This window comes from Nitrosomonas sp., from assembly GCF_022842015.1.
Taxonomy (GTDB): Bacteria; Pseudomonadota; Gammaproteobacteria; order Burkholderiales; family Nitrosomonadaceae; genus Nitrosomonas.
Genome location: NZ_JALHQJ010000038.1, coordinates 1 through 18032 on the forward strand (window position 1 = coordinate 1; position 18032 = coordinate 18032).

General features: G+C 45.5%; 18 protein-coding genes. 5 read left to right on the forward strand and 13 right to left on the reverse strand.

Features of this window, described 5'->3' with window-relative positions; translation table 11 throughout:
• The first annotated feature begins 49 nt into the window (after positions 1-49).
• Complete coding sequence (locus Q0C11_RS08575; RefSeq protein WP_367273743.1) at positions 50-436, forward strand: DUF1840 domain-containing protein; 387 nt, start codon at positions 50-52, stop codon at positions 434-436.
• Between the two features lie 73 nt (positions 437-509).
• On the opposite strand, the gene Q0C11_RS08580 is transcribed toward Q0C11_RS08575, so the two are convergent.
• A complete protein-coding gene (locus Q0C11_RS08580; protein WP_293007141.1) occupies positions 510-1112 on the reverse strand; it encodes a PEP-CTERM sorting domain-containing protein in 603 nt (200 codons plus the stop codon).
• A gap of 465 nt (positions 1113-1577) precedes the next feature.
• Entirely contained in the window at positions 1578-2087 is a 510-nt protein-coding gene (locus tag Q0C11_RS08585; protein ID WP_293007142.1) for a hypothetical protein, read from the reverse strand.
• A 252-nt stretch (positions 2088-2339) separates the two neighbouring features.
• On the opposite strand from Q0C11_RS08585, the gene Q0C11_RS08590 reads away from it, so the two are divergent.
• Complete coding sequence (locus tag Q0C11_RS08590) at positions 2340-2816, forward strand: DUF2726 domain-containing protein (protein WP_293007143.1); 477 nt, start codon at positions 2340-2342, stop codon at positions 2814-2816.
• Positions 2817-3080: 264 nt separating this feature from the next.
• On the opposite strand, the gene pmbA is transcribed toward Q0C11_RS08590, so the two are convergent.
• Positions 3081-4439, reverse strand: a complete 1359-nt coding sequence (pmbA, locus tag Q0C11_RS08595) for a metalloprotease PmbA (protein ID WP_293007144.1) — start codon at positions 4437-4439, stop codon at positions 3081-3083.
• Positions 4440-4530: 91 nt separating this feature from the next.
• Between pmbA and yjgA the strand changes: the two genes are divergently transcribed.
• Positions 4531-5043 (forward strand): ribosome biogenesis factor YjgA, encoded by a 513-nt coding sequence (gene yjgA / locus Q0C11_RS08600; RefSeq protein ID WP_293007145.1) that lies wholly within the window; start codon positions 4531-4533, stop codon positions 5041-5043.
• 89 nt (positions 5044-5132) lie between these two features.
• Positions 5133-5588, forward strand: coding sequence for a hypothetical protein (locus tag Q0C11_RS08605; RefSeq protein WP_293007146.1), 456 nt, complete (start codon positions 5133-5135; stop codon positions 5586-5588).
• An 81-nt stretch (positions 5589-5669) separates the two neighbouring features.
• Here Q0C11_RS08605 and Q0C11_RS08610 read toward each other — a convergent pair whose 3' ends face one another.
• The 3 genes from Q0C11_RS08610 to Q0C11_RS08620 all read right to left on the reverse strand — a co-directional run bounded on the left by Q0C11_RS08610 (position 5670) and on the right by Q0C11_RS08620 (position 10163).
• Positions 5670-7454 (reverse strand): DUF262 domain-containing protein, encoded by a 1785-nt coding sequence (locus Q0C11_RS08610; RefSeq protein ID WP_293007147.1) that lies wholly within the window; start codon positions 7452-7454, stop codon positions 5670-5672.
• Between the two features lie 94 nt (positions 7455-7548).
• Positions 7549-9177 carry a SagB/ThcOx family dehydrogenase gene (locus Q0C11_RS08615; protein ID WP_293007148.1) on the reverse strand — a complete coding sequence of 543 codons (1629 nt, stop codon included), beginning with the start codon at positions 9175-9177 and terminating at the stop codon, positions 7549-7551.
• Positions 9178-9233: 56 nt separating this feature from the next.
• Complete coding sequence (locus tag Q0C11_RS08620) at positions 9234-10163, reverse strand: histone deacetylase family protein (RefSeq protein ID WP_293007149.1); 930 nt, start codon at positions 10161-10163, stop codon at positions 9234-9236.
• A 170-nt stretch (positions 10164-10333) separates the two neighbouring features.
• Between Q0C11_RS08620 and Q0C11_RS08625 the strand changes: the two genes are divergently transcribed.
• Entirely contained in the window at positions 10334-11380 is a 1047-nt protein-coding gene (locus Q0C11_RS08625; RefSeq protein WP_293007150.1) for a hypothetical protein, read from the forward strand.
• A 192-nt stretch (positions 11381-11572) separates the two neighbouring features.
• On the opposite strand, the gene bfr is transcribed toward Q0C11_RS08625, so the two are convergent.
• The 7 genes from bfr to glyQ all read right to left on the reverse strand — a co-directional run bounded on the left by bfr (position 11573) and on the right by glyQ (position 17991).
• Positions 11573-12040: a bacterioferritin gene (bfr, locus tag Q0C11_RS08630; RefSeq protein ID WP_293007151.1), complete on the reverse strand. Its 468-nt coding sequence runs from the start codon at positions 12038-12040 to the stop codon at positions 11573-11575.
• 340 nt (positions 12041-12380) lie between these two features.
• Positions 12381-12785, reverse strand: coding sequence for a hypothetical protein (locus Q0C11_RS08635; protein ID WP_293007152.1), 405 nt, complete (start codon positions 12783-12785; stop codon positions 12381-12383).
• Between the two features lie 186 nt (positions 12786-12971).
• Positions 12972-13673, reverse strand: a complete 702-nt coding sequence (locus Q0C11_RS08640) for a M48 family metallopeptidase (RefSeq protein WP_293007153.1) — start codon at positions 13671-13673, stop codon at positions 12972-12974.
• 2 nt (positions 13674-13675) lie between these two features.
• Complete coding sequence (locus Q0C11_RS08645; RefSeq protein WP_293007154.1) at positions 13676-14407, reverse strand: 1-acyl-sn-glycerol-3-phosphate acyltransferase; 732 nt, start codon at positions 14405-14407, stop codon at positions 13676-13678.
• Complete coding sequence (gene gmhB / locus Q0C11_RS08650; protein ID WP_293007155.1) at positions 14404-14943, reverse strand: D-glycero-beta-D-manno-heptose 1,7-bisphosphate 7-phosphatase; 540 nt, start codon at positions 14941-14943, stop codon at positions 14404-14406. The genes Q0C11_RS08645 and gmhB overlap by 4 nt, the downstream gene beginning before the upstream one ends.
• A gap of 1 nt (position 14944) precedes the next feature.
• Positions 14945-17071 (reverse strand): glycine--tRNA ligase subunit beta, encoded by a 2127-nt coding sequence (gene glyS, locus Q0C11_RS08655; RefSeq protein ID WP_293007169.1) that lies wholly within the window; start codon positions 17069-17071, stop codon positions 14945-14947.
• Complete coding sequence (gene glyQ, locus Q0C11_RS08660) at positions 17068-17991, reverse strand: glycine--tRNA ligase subunit alpha (protein WP_293007156.1); 924 nt, start codon at positions 17989-17991, stop codon at positions 17068-17070. The genes glyS and glyQ overlap by 4 nt, the downstream gene beginning before the upstream one ends.
• Positions 17992-18032 lie beyond the last annotated feature (41 nt).

The following is an 18032-nucleotide window of genomic DNA, read 5'->3' on the forward strand; positions in this document are numbered from 1 at the left end:
CTCATGCGTTCAATCAATTCCATCCATGCTTTGAATTCCGTTGATTTCATTGTGCACACCTCTATATCTCAATGCACGTTGGACAAACAATTCAATAATTAATTGTTACATAGCCTTTAGAGACGTAGCACTTATCATGCTTGAGATGATGGAACATAGCAAAACAGTGCCCGGCGCTATTATGGCTACTGATATTCCTATGGCGCTTGACCGATTAAAATCGGCCATAAATGCGGAAAAAGCATCATCTCCGGCTCAGGACGAGAATGAAGATGAAGATAACAAAAATGAACCATCGGCAAGTCTAGCAAATAGAGCTCCGCCTTTAATCAGTCTGCTCGCAGCAGCAGCAGAGAAATGTAATGTGGAGATAAAATTAAGTCGAGAATTTATGACAATGCTCGAAAATTTTGCATGTCCGTCAGGAATTCAATAGCAAATCGCAATTTTTATTCGACAAATAAAAACGGGAACCTGAGCTCCCGACCTAGAATAAATAAGAATCTAAGTTATGCTGCTGATCCTTTTTTCCGGTGCGTCATAAATCCGATTAAACCTAGACCAACCAACAACATTGCGTAGGTTTCTGGTTCTGGAACTGGTGAGGTTGCAACATACCAAGCAGAATCGCCATTACTACCTATACCTTGCACATGCAATGCCAATTCGCCATTGTAGCCAGGAAGTGCAGTAGATCCTAGGCCACCAACATGCCAAGTAACCGACTCAAGTCCAGTCAGCTTATCATTTTTTGGATTGATCATATCGTATCTAAAATCATATATGCCTGTTGGCCCTCCGCCATTTTGCAGATTAACCTTAGTTACACCTCCACCCGCATCGGTTAAAATAGAAGTTGGCTTCATTCCATCAATAGCCATGGATCCAATAAATGATTTAGAACCAAAAACAGTATTTAAATCTAAAGCTGAAAGGGTAAATGTCCAACTTCCACTCCCATTGTCAGTAATTTCTAAATCTGCAAAATATGGATTTGTCGGCCCATTACCGGCTAACAACTGCCCAAAATGATAAGTTGCTGCCTGAGCAGCGCTTCCACAGAAGAGAAAACCAGCTATCATCATCGATGCCGTTAATTTACGCAAAATCATTTTAATTACTCCTTAAAAGGTTTATTTAATTGCTTAATTGTTCTTTCTCTTACTTGCTTCTGGCTTTAAAAGATTTTATAGTCTGGATCTGGGTGACTTTCAATTTCTCTTGGGTATCAATAATATCTATGGTCATGGTTATCCGCAATGGGAAATTAGTACTTGTTTTTTTAGTATATTTGTACTGCCTAGCACGGGTATTTTTACTATGAAAGAGCAAGCGATGGGACACAAGCACTCCGTACCCTCAATCACTTTTTACTCTAAGGAACAGAGAATTGAATCTGTAGAGCTAAGGCACAAATTCACTTTACCCCTCATGAAAAAAAGAGCGGGAATTTCGTTCCCACTCTTAATTAAATATTGGTCTGAATTACACGGTAGTTTTTTTGTAAGTCCGATTATTCCTAATCAGCTAGCAACATGGCGTAGATCTGGGATTCTGAAACAACTGTAGGTAGCAAATTAATCATCGCCTCGATCATGTCTTTTGCCAGGTTTGTAAGACTCAAATTCAAAATTCATGGAATTGCCACGTTGTCCGAGTTCGACTGAAATCACATCATTTCCATATTTGAGACAAGGTATGGTTAATTGTCCATTTTGGTAAGAAGCATAACATTCACTGAGATCAACTGTATCAGTAATTGAACAACTGGTAACATCTACTAACTTTACGTCAGTCACCAAGTTGACATTATTATACGTAGTAATAACAGCAGTGCTATTTTTGAGTACGATGTCAGTTGCAGTAGTATCTGCGCTTAAGCCAAGAAGGTTTAATCCCGCATCAATAAGACATGAATTCGCAGCACCATCGGGAAGGTTTTTTACGACCATCTGAGAGCCGGCTACACTGTTATCAAGAATAAAAATAGAATTGCCTTTCACAGCCACACTTTCAGCCAGTGCGGACTGTACTCCCGTTATAAGCAGAAATACTGTGCATACTATTGATGCTATATTTTTTTTCATAAACTCTCCACAATAAAAATTAGGGCAAGATAGATTAAAGTATAACTTCTAACCCCCCCTAAATTACGTAATTATATTTGGAAGCTTTAAGACTAATTTGTAACAGTTCATCTCTGCTGAAATATGGACAAAGCAAATGCGAGTGACATGACCGGATCTTCTCAATTGATACACTATTTCTCCAAAGGTCTTTAAAGTACTTTGTTGCGTGCCGATAGCCTTACTTATTTCTTGTATAACTAGTGATAAGTTATGAGCATAATTACAATTTTTTCTAAAACATTTACATTATTTAGATTTCGTCGCAAATCTAAGCATTTTAAATATGAATCTCTCGAGGAGATACTTTCAAGCACCGAGCATTCTTTTTTTCTGGCATTAAAAGAATATCTATCAAAAGATTATGAAATATTTGCGAAGGTACGAATTAATGATGTGCTTACGCCGGATGAGATTTTTACTATACAAAATTGTAACACTGCGATATATCGAATTCCTCCCAAGCATTTTGATTACATTCTGTGCGAAAAGCATACACTCACAGTAATGGCTGTTATCGTCTTGGACGATAGAAACCATATACAGCGCGAAGCGCGTGCCAGAAGCAGTTTTGTGGAAAAAGCATGTATAACCGCAGGTTTTAAGCTATTGCGCTTTCCAAGTCGGTCAAATTATTGCTCTAAAGCAGTGAGAGATGTGATATTAAACTTTTTGAATACATCATCTTGAGCTTCCTGGATTCACTGAAGATTCAATTCCTTGTGAAGAGAAAGTTATGAGAAAACAGATAAGTTATGCGCCGAAAGCCCGGGGACAAGCGATCCGACAGTGATATATGAACACCAAGACTGTACGTCTCATTGGATAGCGATAGAATCGATAGCATAGAGATAGATTGCAAATCCGCGACAGCCACGATCACACACCGCTTGTTTGGTTGCTTTATTCCACGACCTCACACGAAACATGTGTCTCTGGTAAGATTAAACTGCTTCAACCGCCCGCCACCGTCATGCGATCGATCAGAACCGAGCCGCACTGTTTTGATCCACGCACAATGACATCATCGCCGATTGCCAGAATTCCCTGAAACATGTTTTTCAAATTACCCGCGATGGTGATTTCTTCAACCGGATGGCTGATTGCACCGTTTTCAACCCAGAAACCAGATGCCCCACGTGAGTAATCCCCGGTAACCGCATTGATGCCATGTCCGAGTAACTCTGTAACCATTAAGCCGGTACCCATTTTTTGCAGCAAAGCATCAAAGCCTAGCGCAGTGCCGTCTCTCATGATCAGATTATGCGTACCTCCTGCATTGCCGGTAGTGCGCATGCCCAGTTTCCGCGCCGAATAACTGCTCAAGAAATAACCTTGCACGACACCATTTTCCACTACATTGCGCTCAACCGTGGCTACGCCATCATCGTCAAATGCACTGCTAGCCAACCCTTTGTGCATATGTGGCAATTCAAGTATCTGAATATTTGGTGCAAAAACCTGTTGATTCATACACTTCAGCAGGAAAGAAGATTGGCGATATAAATTGCCCCCGCTCACGGCAGAAGCAAAGTGGCCGATCAGACTGGAAGCAATCGGTGCCTCAAACAATACCGGCACTTCACAGGTATCGATCTTTCTTGCCCCCAAGCGCGCCGCGCTGCGCTTGCCCGCTTTCTGCCCGATGCTTTCTACCGTTTCCAGATCCATAGCATCGCGCGCGATGCTATACCAGTAATCGCGTTGCTTGCTGCCACCTTGTTCGGCGATCATGGCGCAACTGATGCTGTGACGCGAGAGCGGGTATCCCCCGACGAAACCCAGACTATTGGCATAGATGAATTGTGATTCACTGACGGAAATTGATGCACCTTCAGAATTGGTAATGCGATTATCTGTGGCATAAGCCGCTTGTTCACAGGTTTTCGCCAGCTCAATGGCTTCTTCAACCGAGATTTGCCAGGGGAAATACAAATCTAAGCTTGGATAGTCTTTGGCGAGTAATTCTGCTTCCGCCAATCCGGCACAATCATCGTCCGCGGTATAACGCGCGATCGACAGCGCAGCTGCAACCGTATCACTGATGGCTTGCGACGAAAAATCGGAGGTGCTGGCATGACCACGCTTTTGCCCGATATAGACGGTTACGGACAATCCCTTGTCACGATTGTATTCAATCGTTTCCACCGCGCTCTGGCGCACTGTAACGGTTTGGCCAAAACCATCGGAAACATCGGTTTCACAAGCGGTCGCGCCACCTTTTTTTGCTTGTACCAGAATATCTTGGCTAATTTGCTGCAGGGTGCTGATAGGATATGAGAATCGAGTCTCAGAAACGGTTAAATTATTCATGTCTTGCACTATGGAAGAAAATATTAGCGAATTTCAAGTGAAATAAAGCGCTATGATAACAGCTTATTGACACTGCATCACACAGGTTACCGTGCAAAAAGAATTGGAAAACGAGATCGAACAAGATACCGCGCCGAGCAAAACACAGCGCAAAAAGGATATGCATGCATTGCAGGAAATCGGCGAACAGCTGGTAGAACTGGACTCCAAGAAACTGACCGAATTTGATTTACCGGAAATTCTGAAGGATGCAATTCAGCAGGCCAGGAGCATACAAAAACACGGCGCGCGTCGCCGCCAACTACAATATATTGGCCGTTTGATGCGCGATGTGGACGCGCTACCGATCCAGCAAAAGCTCGATTCCTGGCGTCAGGTATCGGTACACCAAACTGCACGGTTGCACCAGTTGGAACGCTGGCGCGAACGTTTGCTGAGCGAAGAGCACACACTCACCGAATTTGCGCAGCAATATCCAGCTGCCGATTTGCAACGTCTGAGATTGCTAATCCGTAATGCGCATAAAGAAAAAGCTGCTGACAAACCACCCAAAAGCTTCCGGTTGCTGTTTCAGGAATTACAGGAAATCATTACTGAAGTTTGATCAAACATGTAAGTCACGCGATAAGAGAAATTGTTATTCAATCTGACCTCCCTTACATATTGTTTTTGAATACCTTAAGAGGGTAACCAATGAACATTCTAGAATCTAAAGACTTGATAACCATTCTCGGCGTTCTGATTGCTGCAACATCCCTCGTGTTCACGGCTATTAACACGCACATCAACATGAAAACAAATCGTGCACGGTTCTGGCTCGACCTACGTGACCGGTTCGCGCGTCATGATGAAGTGCATCGCCAGTTACGACCGGGTGGAGCATGGGCTGACGAAAAAGGACCGGAAACCCCGGAGGAATGGGCCAGCCTGGAAGCTTACATGGGTCTTTTTGAACACTGCGAAGTGATGCTGGCACAGCATCTGATCGATGAGGCTACTTTTCGAGATATCTATGCCTACCGACTGTGCAATATTGTGGCAAACGACATCATCCGGCGCGAGAAATTGCAACGGTTGGCGTCCGGTTGGGTACGATTCCTGTCGCTGCTAAAACGCATGGAGATTGAGTTGCCAGGGCGTAATGTGTGAACACTGCTTTGACCATTAGGGAGTTATATCACACGAAGATGATGGTAGATTGTGCCGAACAAAACCATTAAATTATTCGCGTTATAGTGAATGATAGTAATCCCTAATTTTTAGGCACATAAGTTTACGCCGTAAGGCTAGGAAGTCTTGATAGTCATCTATGCCCATTGCCATTAATTCTGTCGGAACGCAATTCATCTTTAAATTGTTTAAAAGATCCTGTTCTGTTGATAACCCTGTAACTTGTTTATGATTCTCCTGCATTTGGATTCTTATCAATTCAAAGTAATCTTTGGGTGGCTTATTGCCAACCTTGATGTTTATTTCTGATTGCATATAGACATAGTTAGCAATTTGGTTATATCTGCTTCGGTCGAGCCCATTTCTTTTCAGGTAGTCTTTCGGGAATAAATGATGAATATCTCCACGTAGTGAAATCAAATCACTTACTAGAATGTCTCTTGATAAAAACCCTTTGTCATGAGCTTTGACTTGTGAGGCAAGAAACACATGAAAATATGGGCTGCTTGCAACTGATGTATCCAAACTTTGAGGAAGTGAAGCATTCCAGTAAGCTTCTGAAAGCTCTGCTTCTTCTCTTTCTTTTAAGATTTCATCAAATGGCTTATGTGAAATCTGTTTAATATCAAAATCAAAACTACTCTCAGGTGATCCAGAATAACGACCTGTCAAAATAGAATAAACTAACCAGCGTCTTACATAGCTCTCAATTGCAACAGAATCAACATCAAGGTCTCTGAGTTTTAGATAAACAATGTATGCAAAATTTAAGGCATTCTGCGAACGGATTAATTTTGGGGAAATAAAACCCGCAGATTTAACCGTCATTAAAAATCGTTTGAAGTTCGTTTCGTTGATAAAGTTTGAAACTCCGTTTTTAAGTATGGCAGATGATTGTTTCGCAATTTCAGCTTCAAATGTTCTTGTCTCAAAGTTCCTGCCTGAAAGTAAACTTACCAGATCCGACAGTCTCCCTCTGTTGAACTGCGACGTAAATGCAACACGAATAAGATCGTTGTAATCAGGATCGTAAAGGTCTTCGTTTTCAGTTCTAAGCCATTGCATTTTTTGAAAGAAATCTGTTTTTGTAAACTCTTTGTCGTTATCAACTATATGCTTGAAAAAATCGGGAGCAATAGCAAGGTGGCAGAAGTAGTCAATGGCTTTTCTCAATTCGTTTCCGCCATGCTCTGTGTCGGCTGCAATTTTGCTCATTGCAAAATCTGCTTGGCTTAGAACGACTCCTTTGGAGTTTATACGGATAAAAATTTCTGTGACTGTGTCAATTTCCAAGTCGGGAGATAATTCAATAAGTCCGATTTGCTTTTTCGGAATATTTACGAGATTGGTGATGGTTTTTTCAATCTGGTCTTCGTTTACTTCTGGATTAAGCTTTAAAAACTCTCGAACTACTTTAAGCACGCTACCATTGATTACTTCTGAAATATCGTGTAGCCATGTTTTATCTTTAAGGATTGCAGGGTTCTGAACTTCAAAGCGCTCTTCTATTGGATTAAAGGCAATTTTGATTTTCACTCGCTCATAAGTTTTGTTAATTACATACTGCCCGAGTAAGGCTGCTGTCAATGCTGTTACTCGTTGCTGCCCATCAATGAGGATTTTTTTGCCTTCGCTTAAACTCCCATCTCTCAGTCTTACATTTGGATTTCTCCAGGCAATGATGTAACCAACTGGATAACCTTGATACAAGCTATCCATAAGATCGCGAACTTTTGAACTATCCCAAACAAAAGGTCTTTGAATTTCTGGAATTGCAATCTCCCCTGAGTTTACCCAAGCTAAAATTGTTTCGATGAGGTGCTGATTTACAGAGTATTTTTGCATTTCTTAACCTATGTGGAGATGTGATTAAACAAAAAGGAAGCTGAAGTAAAGAAAACCTAACGATGCAGCGACAAGATTGTATCCATCATATCAATCAACAAACCCGTCGCCCAACTAGATGCGCATAAGGCGGCAATGTGCGCAAGCGCGAGTCGTCCAACGGCCCGCCGACAGTGAAATGATACAGCGACTGCCAATCATGGCTGAATAAGCCCAGCATCTGGTGTAAAGCATCATCGAAATAGCAGCCGATGCCGGTGCCACGTAGTCCTGCAGCTTCGACTTCCAGGTACAGCACTTGCCCCAGCAGGCCTGCTTCGTGGAACAGTTCGCGGTAATGCCAGGTGCCTTCGTTCAATACGGCTTTGAATTCGGTCAGCATGCCAAGCGAAAAGCAGCTATCGGCGGCGATGTTTTGATGGCAACTGATCTGTCGCGCTGTATCCCGAGCATCGGCGACAAATAATCGAAACAAACCAAGATGCTCGGGTGCATCAGGTACGGTTGCCCATTCAGCGTCCGCACGGATTGCCTGGCGTAATCTGGCTTCGGCGGATGGGTCCCGCACCAGTAGGTAGATGCCGGGAGTTACCCCGTTAATGCGATGCACGAACAACACCGGATGAATGTGCGCCGGGCGCTGCCAGGATTTCCAGGGCGGTAGCTCGGGGCGGGGCAGCAGCGTATCAAGCAATGCGAACCAGTGTTCCATCGGCATACTGGTGACTCCATCGAAATCAACCGCGCTGCGGCGTTGACGAATCAAAGCATCTGCATCTTGCGAAGAATCAATCGCTGCTAACGGGGGCCATGATATTGGCGGAACCAACGCGGCAGCGGGAAGAACAGGGCGCTCCGTTGCACGGTGCACGGCATCGATTCCGCTCCAAGGAACATATCGGGCACTTAAGTGGTTGGCTTGCCCGATAAAACGCAAACCATTGGTAAGCGCTGCCGCTGTCTGCGGCGAATCCAAATGTTTGGGAAGATTGCCGCAACCGATCCACAATGCGACATCGACGGCTTCGTTTTCGTGTTCGGCAAAATCACTGCTGCGCGCAACGCCTGTTAGTACGGCGAGAGAAGTATCGCTCCAGCTTTCCAACAGTTGCGCATTCCAGCCCAGCGCAGCGGCGGCATAACTGACTGCCGCAATGGCGTGGCCGCAATCGTGTTGACAGTAGCGGAAAGCGCGCAGACCATATTTCCAGGCTTCGCGCCAGTGAATCGAGGTAAGGATCAACACGAAGCCGCCGGTGAGTTCGCTTCCCCAAGTGGCATCCGCTTCGGCGCGGTGTTCCAGGCTGTGATCGTGACTCACGTAGTGGTGTACGCCGGCGCGAAGGCCGTCGCATGCGGCAGTGAGCACATAGCATTCCGTAGGATGCAGATTGCCACTGGAGGGGTTGCAGCGTAACGCCCAGCGCGAGTCACCCTGTTCTTTCCATGCCGACAAGCCAAGACTCAACTCCAGCAACGTCGCCAATCCGTTCAGATTAATTGCGACCGGCGTTCCCCGCTGGCCGCAGCGAACCTCGGCAAACGAAATCTGTAACGGACTTCTGCGTAACGGTAATTCACAAATGTAAGTGCCTGGATAGCGACGGAACGGATTCGGTTGATTGGCCCAATCCAAGCCACCGGGGCCTGGCGCGTATCGATCCAAGCGGTGCTTGCTGGCTTCGTGATAGTCGAGAACCGCTGACAATGCGTTCTTGTTCATAAAATGCTCAAAAAATTAATCTGAATGACGGAATACACGATAGAGCACTACCCGCCCTATATTTCTTGCGCATGCAACACGCGTACATGCGCCGCTACGCAGCGAGCCAACGAACGCAGTTCATACCCCCCCTCCAGCACGGACACAATCCGGTCCTGTGAATATTGCTCCGCAATCGCCCTGATCTGCTGCGTGATCCAGACATAATCGTCATCGCTAAAATGCACCTGCGACATGTCATCATCCCGGTGCGCGTCAAAACCGGCGGAGACAAAAATCATTTCGGGCTTGAATCGGTCCAGTTCCGGCAACCAATGCTCGTTCACCACCTGACGAAAAACTGCGCCATCGGCATCGCGCCTAAGCGGCACGTTGATTATGCGATCATTTCCGCTATTGGCACCACTGTAAGGATAAAAAGGGTGCTGAAATGTGGAACACAGCATGACGTGCGGATTATCGTGAAAAATTTCTTCGCTGCCGTTGCCGTGGTGTACGTCAAAATCCAGAATTGCAACGCGTTGCAACTGATGCTGTCTGATTGCGTGTGCCACCCCGACTGCGACATTATTAAACAGGCAAAACCCCATGGCGCGGTCTGACTCCGCGTGATGACCGGGTGGGCGAGTAGCGCAAAACGCATTATTCACTGTGCCCATCAAGACCAGCTCAGCCGCCAGCACAACTGCTCCGGCTGCGCGCAATGCGGCGCTAAGCGTAAATGGATTCATCGCGGTATCCGCATCCAGAGCAATCAATCCAGCGGTCGGAGCAGCTTGTCGGATGCTTTCGATATAACCCAAGGCATGTACGCGCGCCAATTGATCCGTTGTTGCCAACGGCGCTTCATAACATTGCAGTTGCGCCAGCAAACCAGTAGCTTGCAGTTCATTTTCGATCGCAGTCAAGCGCTGCGGGCATTCCGGGTGTCCCATGCCCATGTCATGTTTGAGACAATCCGGATGACCGATATAAGCAGTTTGCACGTTATTTCCTTATTCGCTGAAATCTAAGATTCATCATGTCATGCTCCTCAAGCGCTGTTTGCACCAAAAACTAAAGTTTATACAATCAACCGGCTATACCATGATAAATTATCGGCATTGAAAAAGCTGTTACGTTTAAATGCATGTTTTCGTCATATGGGGAGTCACGGATGAACGAGTTTATTACCACGATGTTGAAATTTGTTTCGATTGAAACGCTGATAGAAAGAGGTTGGCTGGAAATAGCACAAATTTTAATGCCTGTTTTCACTTTAATATTAGTATTTCTTGGGTTGAGTTTTTATATCCAACATAAGGGGTGGAAAACTATCGCTTCCGTGATATGCGCCACCCTGGCTTTGGTTTATTTGCCCTATGAATTCTACCGCCAATCGCTGATATTAACCCGGGCGGATGCTAATATCAGTCAGATTCAAGGTAATTTGCAGAACTTATTGGATTCCGCCAATTTGGCGCATATGAAAAGCATTGCGGATAAAGAAGCCACTGCGAGTTTTTTAGATGAAATGATCCATGGTTTAAATGAGCAAAAGAAAAAAGAGCTGATACTAATTTCCTGGCTGGTTGCAGAGAATGAAAAAAACGCGCTCGAGCAAATTGACGACAAGCAGAAGTTGCTTGCGAATGAACTCAAATCCAGCTTAACCGACGCAAAAACCGAAATCATCGATTCGCGCCCACCGGTAGAGAAAATTTCGGATACGATTGTGAAGAAACTGGACGAAGACGTTAAAGTCCTGGTTGAAATGAAAATGCAAGGATTCAAGGAAGAGATTGATGGTTCATTGGAGGGTTTTAAAGAAGCCATCAATACTTTTGTTCAGGATGAGCTTAATAATTACCAAACGAAATTGGCGGGCATCACGCAACAAAATGTGGATGAATTAAGAAACTATTCCGCTCGAGCCAACCACGCCTTTGCTGCGCAAGCCAAAAAAATCAATGAGGAATCTCTGCTTAGGCTGGATGCGACCAAAGAAAAAATTGAAAGCTTGAGTGCCGCGTCGGATACCGGTTTAAAGAATGTTGTCAAACAAGTGAATCAGCTTTCAGCTTCTTTAGATACTGCACAAAAAAAGAATGATATTTTATTTGAATATAATGAATGCATGAGAACCACCGGTATGCTGGATTTAGGTGGCAAAAGTGAGCAATGTAAGGCTAAATATCAAGAGGATATGAACAGCTTGAATTAAGCGGAATAACACTAAGTGTCACGCTGAATTTTTGAAAACTGGCGGGAAGAATTCAGTTGGCGCGCATTATGATTATTATCGCGCCAACTGAAAAACAAAGAACGAGCCGGGGAAATCATCAAGCTTGGAAATGAATGAGCATAGCAAGATGTTACCATGCCGCATACTCAGATGCATACGCTTGGTTAATTGTCACATCTGCGACTGCAAGTAGTTCTGTAATCCTATTTTTCCAATCAGCCCCAATTGTTTTTCCAGCCAGTACGCATGGTCTTCCTCGGTTTCCGCCAGCATTGCAACAAGAATTTCCCGAGTCTGATAATCCTGCTCCTGCTCACAAGCAACAATGGCATTTCGCAATGAAGTCATCACAGACCGCTCTAGATCCAAATCGTTTTGCAGCATTTCCGGAACGCTAATGCCAATTTTCAGCGGGCTGCGATTGCCCACAGCAGGCGTGCCCTCGAGAAACAAAATCCGTTTGATCAGATGATCTGCATGCTGCTTTTCATCATCCATTTCATGATCAATCCGTTCATAGAGCTTACTAAATCCCCAATCCTCATACATCCGTGAATGCGTGAAATATTGATCCATCGCCGTCAGTTCACCGGCAAGGAGTTTATTCAGGATATCAATAATTTTAGTATTGCCTTTCATAAGAATGCTCCTTCGATTATGTATCAGATTGCAGGTAGCCCCTATTTTCACTGTTTTAAACAACTCAACGGAGCAGTCAGACAGGAGCGACCTGTTGTTTGATTCAAACAACTCTGCATTATAAGAGTCACACAACAAAAATACAACAGCAAATCATTGATAATAAATGATAATAGTTCTTAATGTCGTTCTTATTCTAATTCATTTTAGAAAAATCTTATGTTACCTTGAGTGGCTTTGGCTTATTGGGTACAACGAAATTTCGCCCTAGCTAGCTTTAAGCGGGCGATAGAATTCCTCTCACCATTCCAATCTGCTGTGTTAAATGCAAATGCATGAGTTACGTCAACTCGAAATATAATTTTATCCAAGCAAAAATGAGGATGACCGGTAGTAGTCCGGAATTTGCTCGCCCCATCCATCTCGCCATGCCTGCCGCACCAAAATCTTTTCCGATATTTTCCGCAGCTTTAATTAAAGGGCGACGAATCTCATGCATGTGCATATAAGCACCAACAATACCAATAAATGCTAACAAACCAGCCGTGGCACCAAGCAAAGGAATTGTATTAAGCAGAACCGAGCGGATATGCGCATCTGCATTGGTATTTGATATGATTGCCAATGAGGCAAACAAGAATCCCTGGAAAGTCAGCATCCAATGAATCCGGTTATAAATCATCAACTCTTCATGCCTAATTTGCTCCCGAATTGATTGCGCTTGGGTATCGCTACATTGACACATAAAATTTCTCCCTTCTATTTCTAGCGTAACGCTAAAATCAATTTGTGCCGCAACACAGCTCAACGGGCAATTCAATGCATCAAAATCTTATCATTAATACATTTTTTTCTAGTTAACACAGATTGAAAATTGGATACAAATGCCAGTTATAAGACCTGTCACGGCTTGCCCTAACAAGAACAAGGGTCAACCATAGTCTTTGAGTTCTTTACGAGCCGTCTGATAATCTAAGTAAATACTCCCTACCAACTTCCAGAATCTCGCTGAGTGATTCATCTCCATCAAATGTGACAACTCATGCACCACGACATAATCAACCAAATGCAGTGGCATTTGGATCAAGCGCCAATTCAGATGTATAAGGCCACGGTTGTTGCAACTACCCCAGCGGGTTTTAGCACACGACAAACGGAATGGCGGGACACGTACATTAAGTGCCTGCGCATAGATCGCAATACGCTGCTGAAAGCAAACGATAGCTTGCTGGCTGTACCAGGTCATGACGAATTCCTCAATGTGCTGAGGATTGAATTGCAGCAAGGATTGCTCTGAGATTGCCACAATTGCAGTTTCATTGGCAAAATACCGCGCCATTTCAATTTCGCCCGATGATTTCTGCGCGATATGCCACGGTTCACCCAGTAACGGATAGATCGCATCCCGCGTCCATGACATGACAAGGCTTTTTTTGTTTTTCCATTGCTCCAGTTTCTTCGTGATCCAGCCTGCTTTTTCCCGCAAGATAGTTTCGACTTGAGGAAGCGCAGTTTGCAGTGGCACGCTAATACGTAAACCCTGATGATCAATTCTTAAACCAATGGATTTGCGCCTACAATGTTTAAGGGTGTAAGTAATTTCCCGGCCATTTAAAACGGTCTGAATGAACACTCTTATGCTTTCTGCTGATTTTTCTGGCTAATGCGCAACATTTCAAACTCAATCCAGGCCTCCACCTGCGCATTCAATTCGCCGGGTTCCATGCCAGCAGGATCAATTGGCCTGCCGATACTGACAGTGATGGTGCCGGGGTGTTTGATAAAAGAATTTCTCCCCCACAGCTCACCGGCATTGTGTGCGACCGGCACTACCAGCGTGTTTGTATGCGTTGCCAGCCATGCGCCACCGATACGATATTTGCCACGTTGACCAGGCGGAATACGCGTACCCTCCGGAAAGATCACAATCCAGAATCCTTGTTTTAACCGGTCTTTGCCCTGTTCGACGATCTGTTCCAATGCTTTCTTCTTGGCGCTCCGGTCGATCGCGATGGGGCTGGTCATAGCCAAACCCCAGCCAAAAAACGGGATGCGTAATAATTCCTTTTTCAGCACCCACACTTGTGGCGGAAAAATTTTCTGGAAAGCTAATGTCTCCCAGGCAGATTGATGTTTGGACAATACGATACTTGGAGTTTTTGGGATATTTTCCGCACCGATGATCTGATAACGAATACCGCACAGATTGCGCAGCAAAAACAGCATGATGAAGGTCCAACTGGAAGTAACCCGATACCGGTTATGCGGCGACAACGGAAAACAGGCCAGCGTCAGCAAAGCATACGGCGGCGTAATGATGATTTGCAGCAACATATACAGTGTTGAACGAAGAAGGGTCAGTATCATGTATTTTCAATCAGTGTATGGGCCACCGCAGCCAGATTCTCAAAAATCTGTGCATTAGCGGGGATTTCACCATCAGTGCGCGTTACTTGTCCATGCCCGGTCAACACCAGGATTGGAATCGCACCGACAGCCGCGGCGGCTTGCAGATCCTTTAATGAATCACCGACAACCGGAACATTTCTCAAATTGACACCGTAACGTTGCATAATTTCATCAAACAAACCGGTCGCCGGTTTACGGCAGGTGCATTTGTCCGCATCCGTATGCGGGCAAAAAAATATCGCATCAATGCGCCCGCCGACATGATGAATTGCCTTGTACATTTTGTCATTAATGGCGTTGTAAGTCGTCATATCGATCAAGCCGCGACCAATGCTCGATTGATTGGTGGCAATGACTACACGATAACCGGAATGCGTCAATCGGCCGATTGCTTCCAGGCTGCCTGGAATGGGAATCCATTCTTCCGGCGTTTTGATAAAGGTATCACTGCATTGGTTTATTACACCCGTTTGGTCGAGGATGATTAGTTTCATGCTAACTAACCGCCAACTTTGAAAGATCGGCTACACGATTCATGGTCTGCTGAAGTTGTTTCAATAAGGCAAGCCGGTTATTACGCAGCGACTCATCTTCTACATTCACCATCACTTGATCGAAAAAAGCATCAATCGGTGATTTGAGCTTGGCAAGAGTTTGCAGCAAAGCGATATAATCACCTGCTGCAAAAGCTTTTTCTGTTTCCGGCAATAGGGTTGTCAATGTTTGATGGAGTGCCAGCTCTGCCTCTTCTGGTAATAACTCGATATTCACCTCATCGTGGATGCTACCTTCCGATTTCTTGAGGATATTGCCCACCCGCTTATTGGCTGCTGCCAGGCTGATGGCTTCGGGCAATGCTGCAAAAGCGCGAACGGCGGCAAGACGCCTGGGAATATCGGTCAGATTCTGCGGATTCAAGCTGAGCACAGCATCGATTTCCTGTGCGATGTAGCCTTGCTCGCGCAAATTGCTTGCGAGACGCTCGTAAACGAATACTTGTAAATCACGTAAATCAGGCGTACTTTCACTTATACCAAGTCCTAGAGAATCATAAATTTCATTTTTTACCAGATCGATCAACTCATTCAGTTGAAGCGGTAAGTTTTTCTCGATTAAAATTCTTATAACTCCAAGTGCATGGCGGCGCAATGCAAAAGGGTCTTTATCACCGGTTGGAATTTCACCGATACCAAACATATTCACCAAGGTTTCCAGTTTGTCCGCCAGCGCTAAGCAGACACCCACCAAGTTACGCGGTAGCGTATCCCCGGAAAAACGTGGCTTGTAATGATCTTCAATAGCAAAGGCAATATCGTCGCTTAAACCTTCATGCTGTGCGTAATATCGCCCCATAATACCCTGCAACTCTGGAAACTCGCCCACCATATCGGTCAGCAGATCCCCCTTGGCTAACGCAGCAGCTTCAAAAACCTGATCGCCCAGAGTATCTCCACCCAATTGCGCGCCGATCATGGTTGCGATGTTGCGAACAATGTTCATACGCCATTTTTGTGTACCCAGCTTGTTGTGGTAAACCACCTTATCCAATTCCGGTACACGCGAAGCCAGTGTTTTTTTACGATCCTGGTCAAAGAAAAACTTGGCATCGGCTAAACGCGAACGCACCACACGTTCATTTCCAGCGATCACTTGCGTTGGATCAGTAGGGCGAATATTGGAAACCAGCAGGAACTTGTTGGCCAATTTTTCCTGCGCATCGAGCAGCGGGAAGTACTTCTGGTTCGCTTTCATGGTCAGAATCAGACATTCCTGCGGCACTTGCAGGAATTCAGCTTCGAATTTGCAAACCAGTACATTAGGATGCTCGACCAATGCGGTCACTTCGTCCAGCAAAGCATCATCGTCAATCGGGGTAAGGTTTTCCTTTGTGGCAGCTAAAGCAAGCTGACGAACGATTTCAGTGCGGCGTTCAGCAAAACTCACAACGACCGCGCCTTCGGTAATTAATTGCTGCACATAACTGTCGGCATTGTGCAATATGATGGGATTGACTCTCGCCTCAAAACGATGCCCTTGTGTCTCGCGTCCGGCTTGCAAACCCAGAATATTGACGGGGAGAATATCTGCGCCATGCAACGCGACCAATGCATGCGCTGGGCGCACAAAGTTGACGCTGCTCCAGCCATCCGCTAATTGATACGTCATTACCTTGGGAATCGGTAATTGACTGATCGTTTCCTGCAACGCTTTTTGCAAGCCATCGGTCAACGACGTACCTTTGACGATGTTGTCCAGAAATAGCGTTTCGGTTTTACCATCCAGCGCGCGCTTGAGCTGTGGCACGACTGTAGCATCCACGCCAAAGCTTGCCAGTTTTTTCAATAGTGGCGGTGTTGGATGTCCCTGCGCATCCAGGCCGACAGCCACCGGCATTAGTTTTTGAGTAACCGCTTTATCGGCAGCTTGCGCAGCCACGTTGCTGATATGCACTGCCAGTCTCCTCGGGGTTGCATAGGAGGTGGCGGTCGCATCTTGGGTTATCAGCCCTTGCACTTCCAGGCTGGTCGTTAATAATTGCGCAAAACTGTGACCCAGCTGTTTCAGCGATTTGGGTGGCAACTCTTCCACCAATAATTCAACGAGCAGATTCTGGGCCATCATGCAGACTTCACTATATCCGGCATTTGCGCGACCCATTCGCGTGGTGCCATCGGGAAAGGAGGATTCAGGCTTGCGCGGCTATCGTAATATGCCTTGGCAACTTGCCGTGACAGATTGCGAATACGCCCGATATACGCGGCACGCTCAGTCACCGAAATAGCGCCGCGCGCATCCAGCAGATTGAACGTATGCGCGGCTTTCAACACTTGCTCGTAAGCAGGCAGTGCCAATTGCTTTTCGATAAGATGATTGGCTTGCGCTTCGTGCCTGCCGAATGCCAAAAACAAAAACTCGGTATCACTCTGTTCAAAGTTATAGATTGATTGCTCCACTTCATTCTGATGATACACATCGTGGTAAGTCAATCCCTGGGTCCAGTTTAGGTCAAACACGCTTTCCACGCCTTGCAAATACATCGCAAGCCGCTCCAATCCATAGGTAACTTCACCGGTAGCCGGCTTGCAATCAATACCGCCAACCTGCTGGAAATAGGTGAATTGCGTCACTTCCATGCCATTGAGCCAAACTTCCCAGCCTAAACCCCAGGCGCCCAGCGTGGGGTTTTCCCAATCATCTTCAACCAGCCGCACGTCGTTTTGCGTCAAATCAAACCCCAGTTCGCGCAGCGAATCGAAATATAAATCCAGAATATTCTTCGGTGCCGGTTTGAGCACTACCTGAAATTGATAATAATGTTGCAAGCGATTCGGATTATCGCCATAGCGCCCATCTTTGGGTCGACGCGCTGGTTGCACGTATGCCGATTTCCACGGTTCAGGGCCAATGGCACGCAGAAAAGTAGCAGTATGGCTGGTTCCCGCGCCCACTTCCATATCGTAGGGTTGCAAGATGGCGCATCCTTGCTTATCCCAATACCGCTGCAAGGTCAGGATGATTTCCTGGAAAGTAAGTGTTGACATGAAAAATCTGGATTAAACCACCCTCAAATGAAGTAATGCGG

What these genes read in the sequence shown, in the direction of transcription:
- Q0C11_RS08585 (WP_293007142.1), bottom strand. Translation starts at nt 2,087, where the DNA reads ATGAAAAAAAATATAGCATCAATAGTATGCACAGTATTTCTGCTTATA.
- gmhB (WP_293007155.1), bottom strand. Translation starts at nt 14,943, where the DNA reads ATGAAACTAATCATCCTCGACCAAACGGGTGTAATAAACCAATGCAGT.
- Q0C11_RS08645 (WP_293007154.1), bottom strand. Translation starts at nt 14,407, where the DNA reads ATGATACTGACCCTTCTTCGTTCAACACTGTATATGTTGCTGCAAATC.
- glyQ (WP_293007156.1), bottom strand. Translation starts at nt 17,991, where the DNA reads ATGTCAACACTTACTTTCCAGGAAATCATCCTGACCTTGCAGCGGTAT.
- Q0C11_RS08605 (WP_293007146.1), top strand. Translation starts at nt 5,133, where the DNA reads ATGAACATTCTAGAATCTAAAGACTTGATAACCATTCTCGGCGTTCTG.
- pmbA (WP_293007144.1), bottom strand. Translation starts at nt 4,439, where the DNA reads ATGAATAATTTAACCGTTTCTGAGACTCGATTCTCATATCCTATCAGC.
- Q0C11_RS08590 (WP_293007143.1), top strand. Translation starts at nt 2,340, where the DNA reads ATGAGCATAATTACAATTTTTTCTAAAACATTTACATTATTTAGATTT.
- Q0C11_RS08625 (WP_293007150.1), top strand. Translation starts at nt 10,334, where the DNA reads ATGAACGAGTTTATTACCACGATGTTGAAATTTGTTTCGATTGAAACG.
- glyS (WP_293007169.1), bottom strand. Translation starts at nt 17,071, where the DNA reads ATGATGGCCCAGAATCTGCTCGTTGAATTATTGGTGGAAGAGTTGCCA.
- Q0C11_RS08580 (WP_293007141.1), bottom strand. Translation starts at nt 1,112, where the DNA reads ATGATTTTGCGTAAATTAACGGCATCGATGATGATAGCTGGTTTTCTC.
- Q0C11_RS08635 (WP_293007152.1), bottom strand. Translation starts at nt 12,785, where the DNA reads ATGTGTCAATGTAGCGATACCCAAGCGCAATCAATTCGGGAGCAAATT.
- bfr (WP_293007151.1), bottom strand. Translation starts at nt 12,040, where the DNA reads ATGAAAGGCAATACTAAAATTATTGATATCCTGAATAAACTCCTTGCC.
- Q0C11_RS08610 (WP_293007147.1), bottom strand. Translation starts at nt 7,454, where the DNA reads ATGCAAAAATACTCTGTAAATCAGCACCTCATCGAAACAATTTTAGCT.
- Q0C11_RS08615 (WP_293007148.1), bottom strand. Translation starts at nt 9,177, where the DNA reads ATGAACAAGAACGCATTGTCAGCGGTTCTCGACTATCACGAAGCCAGC.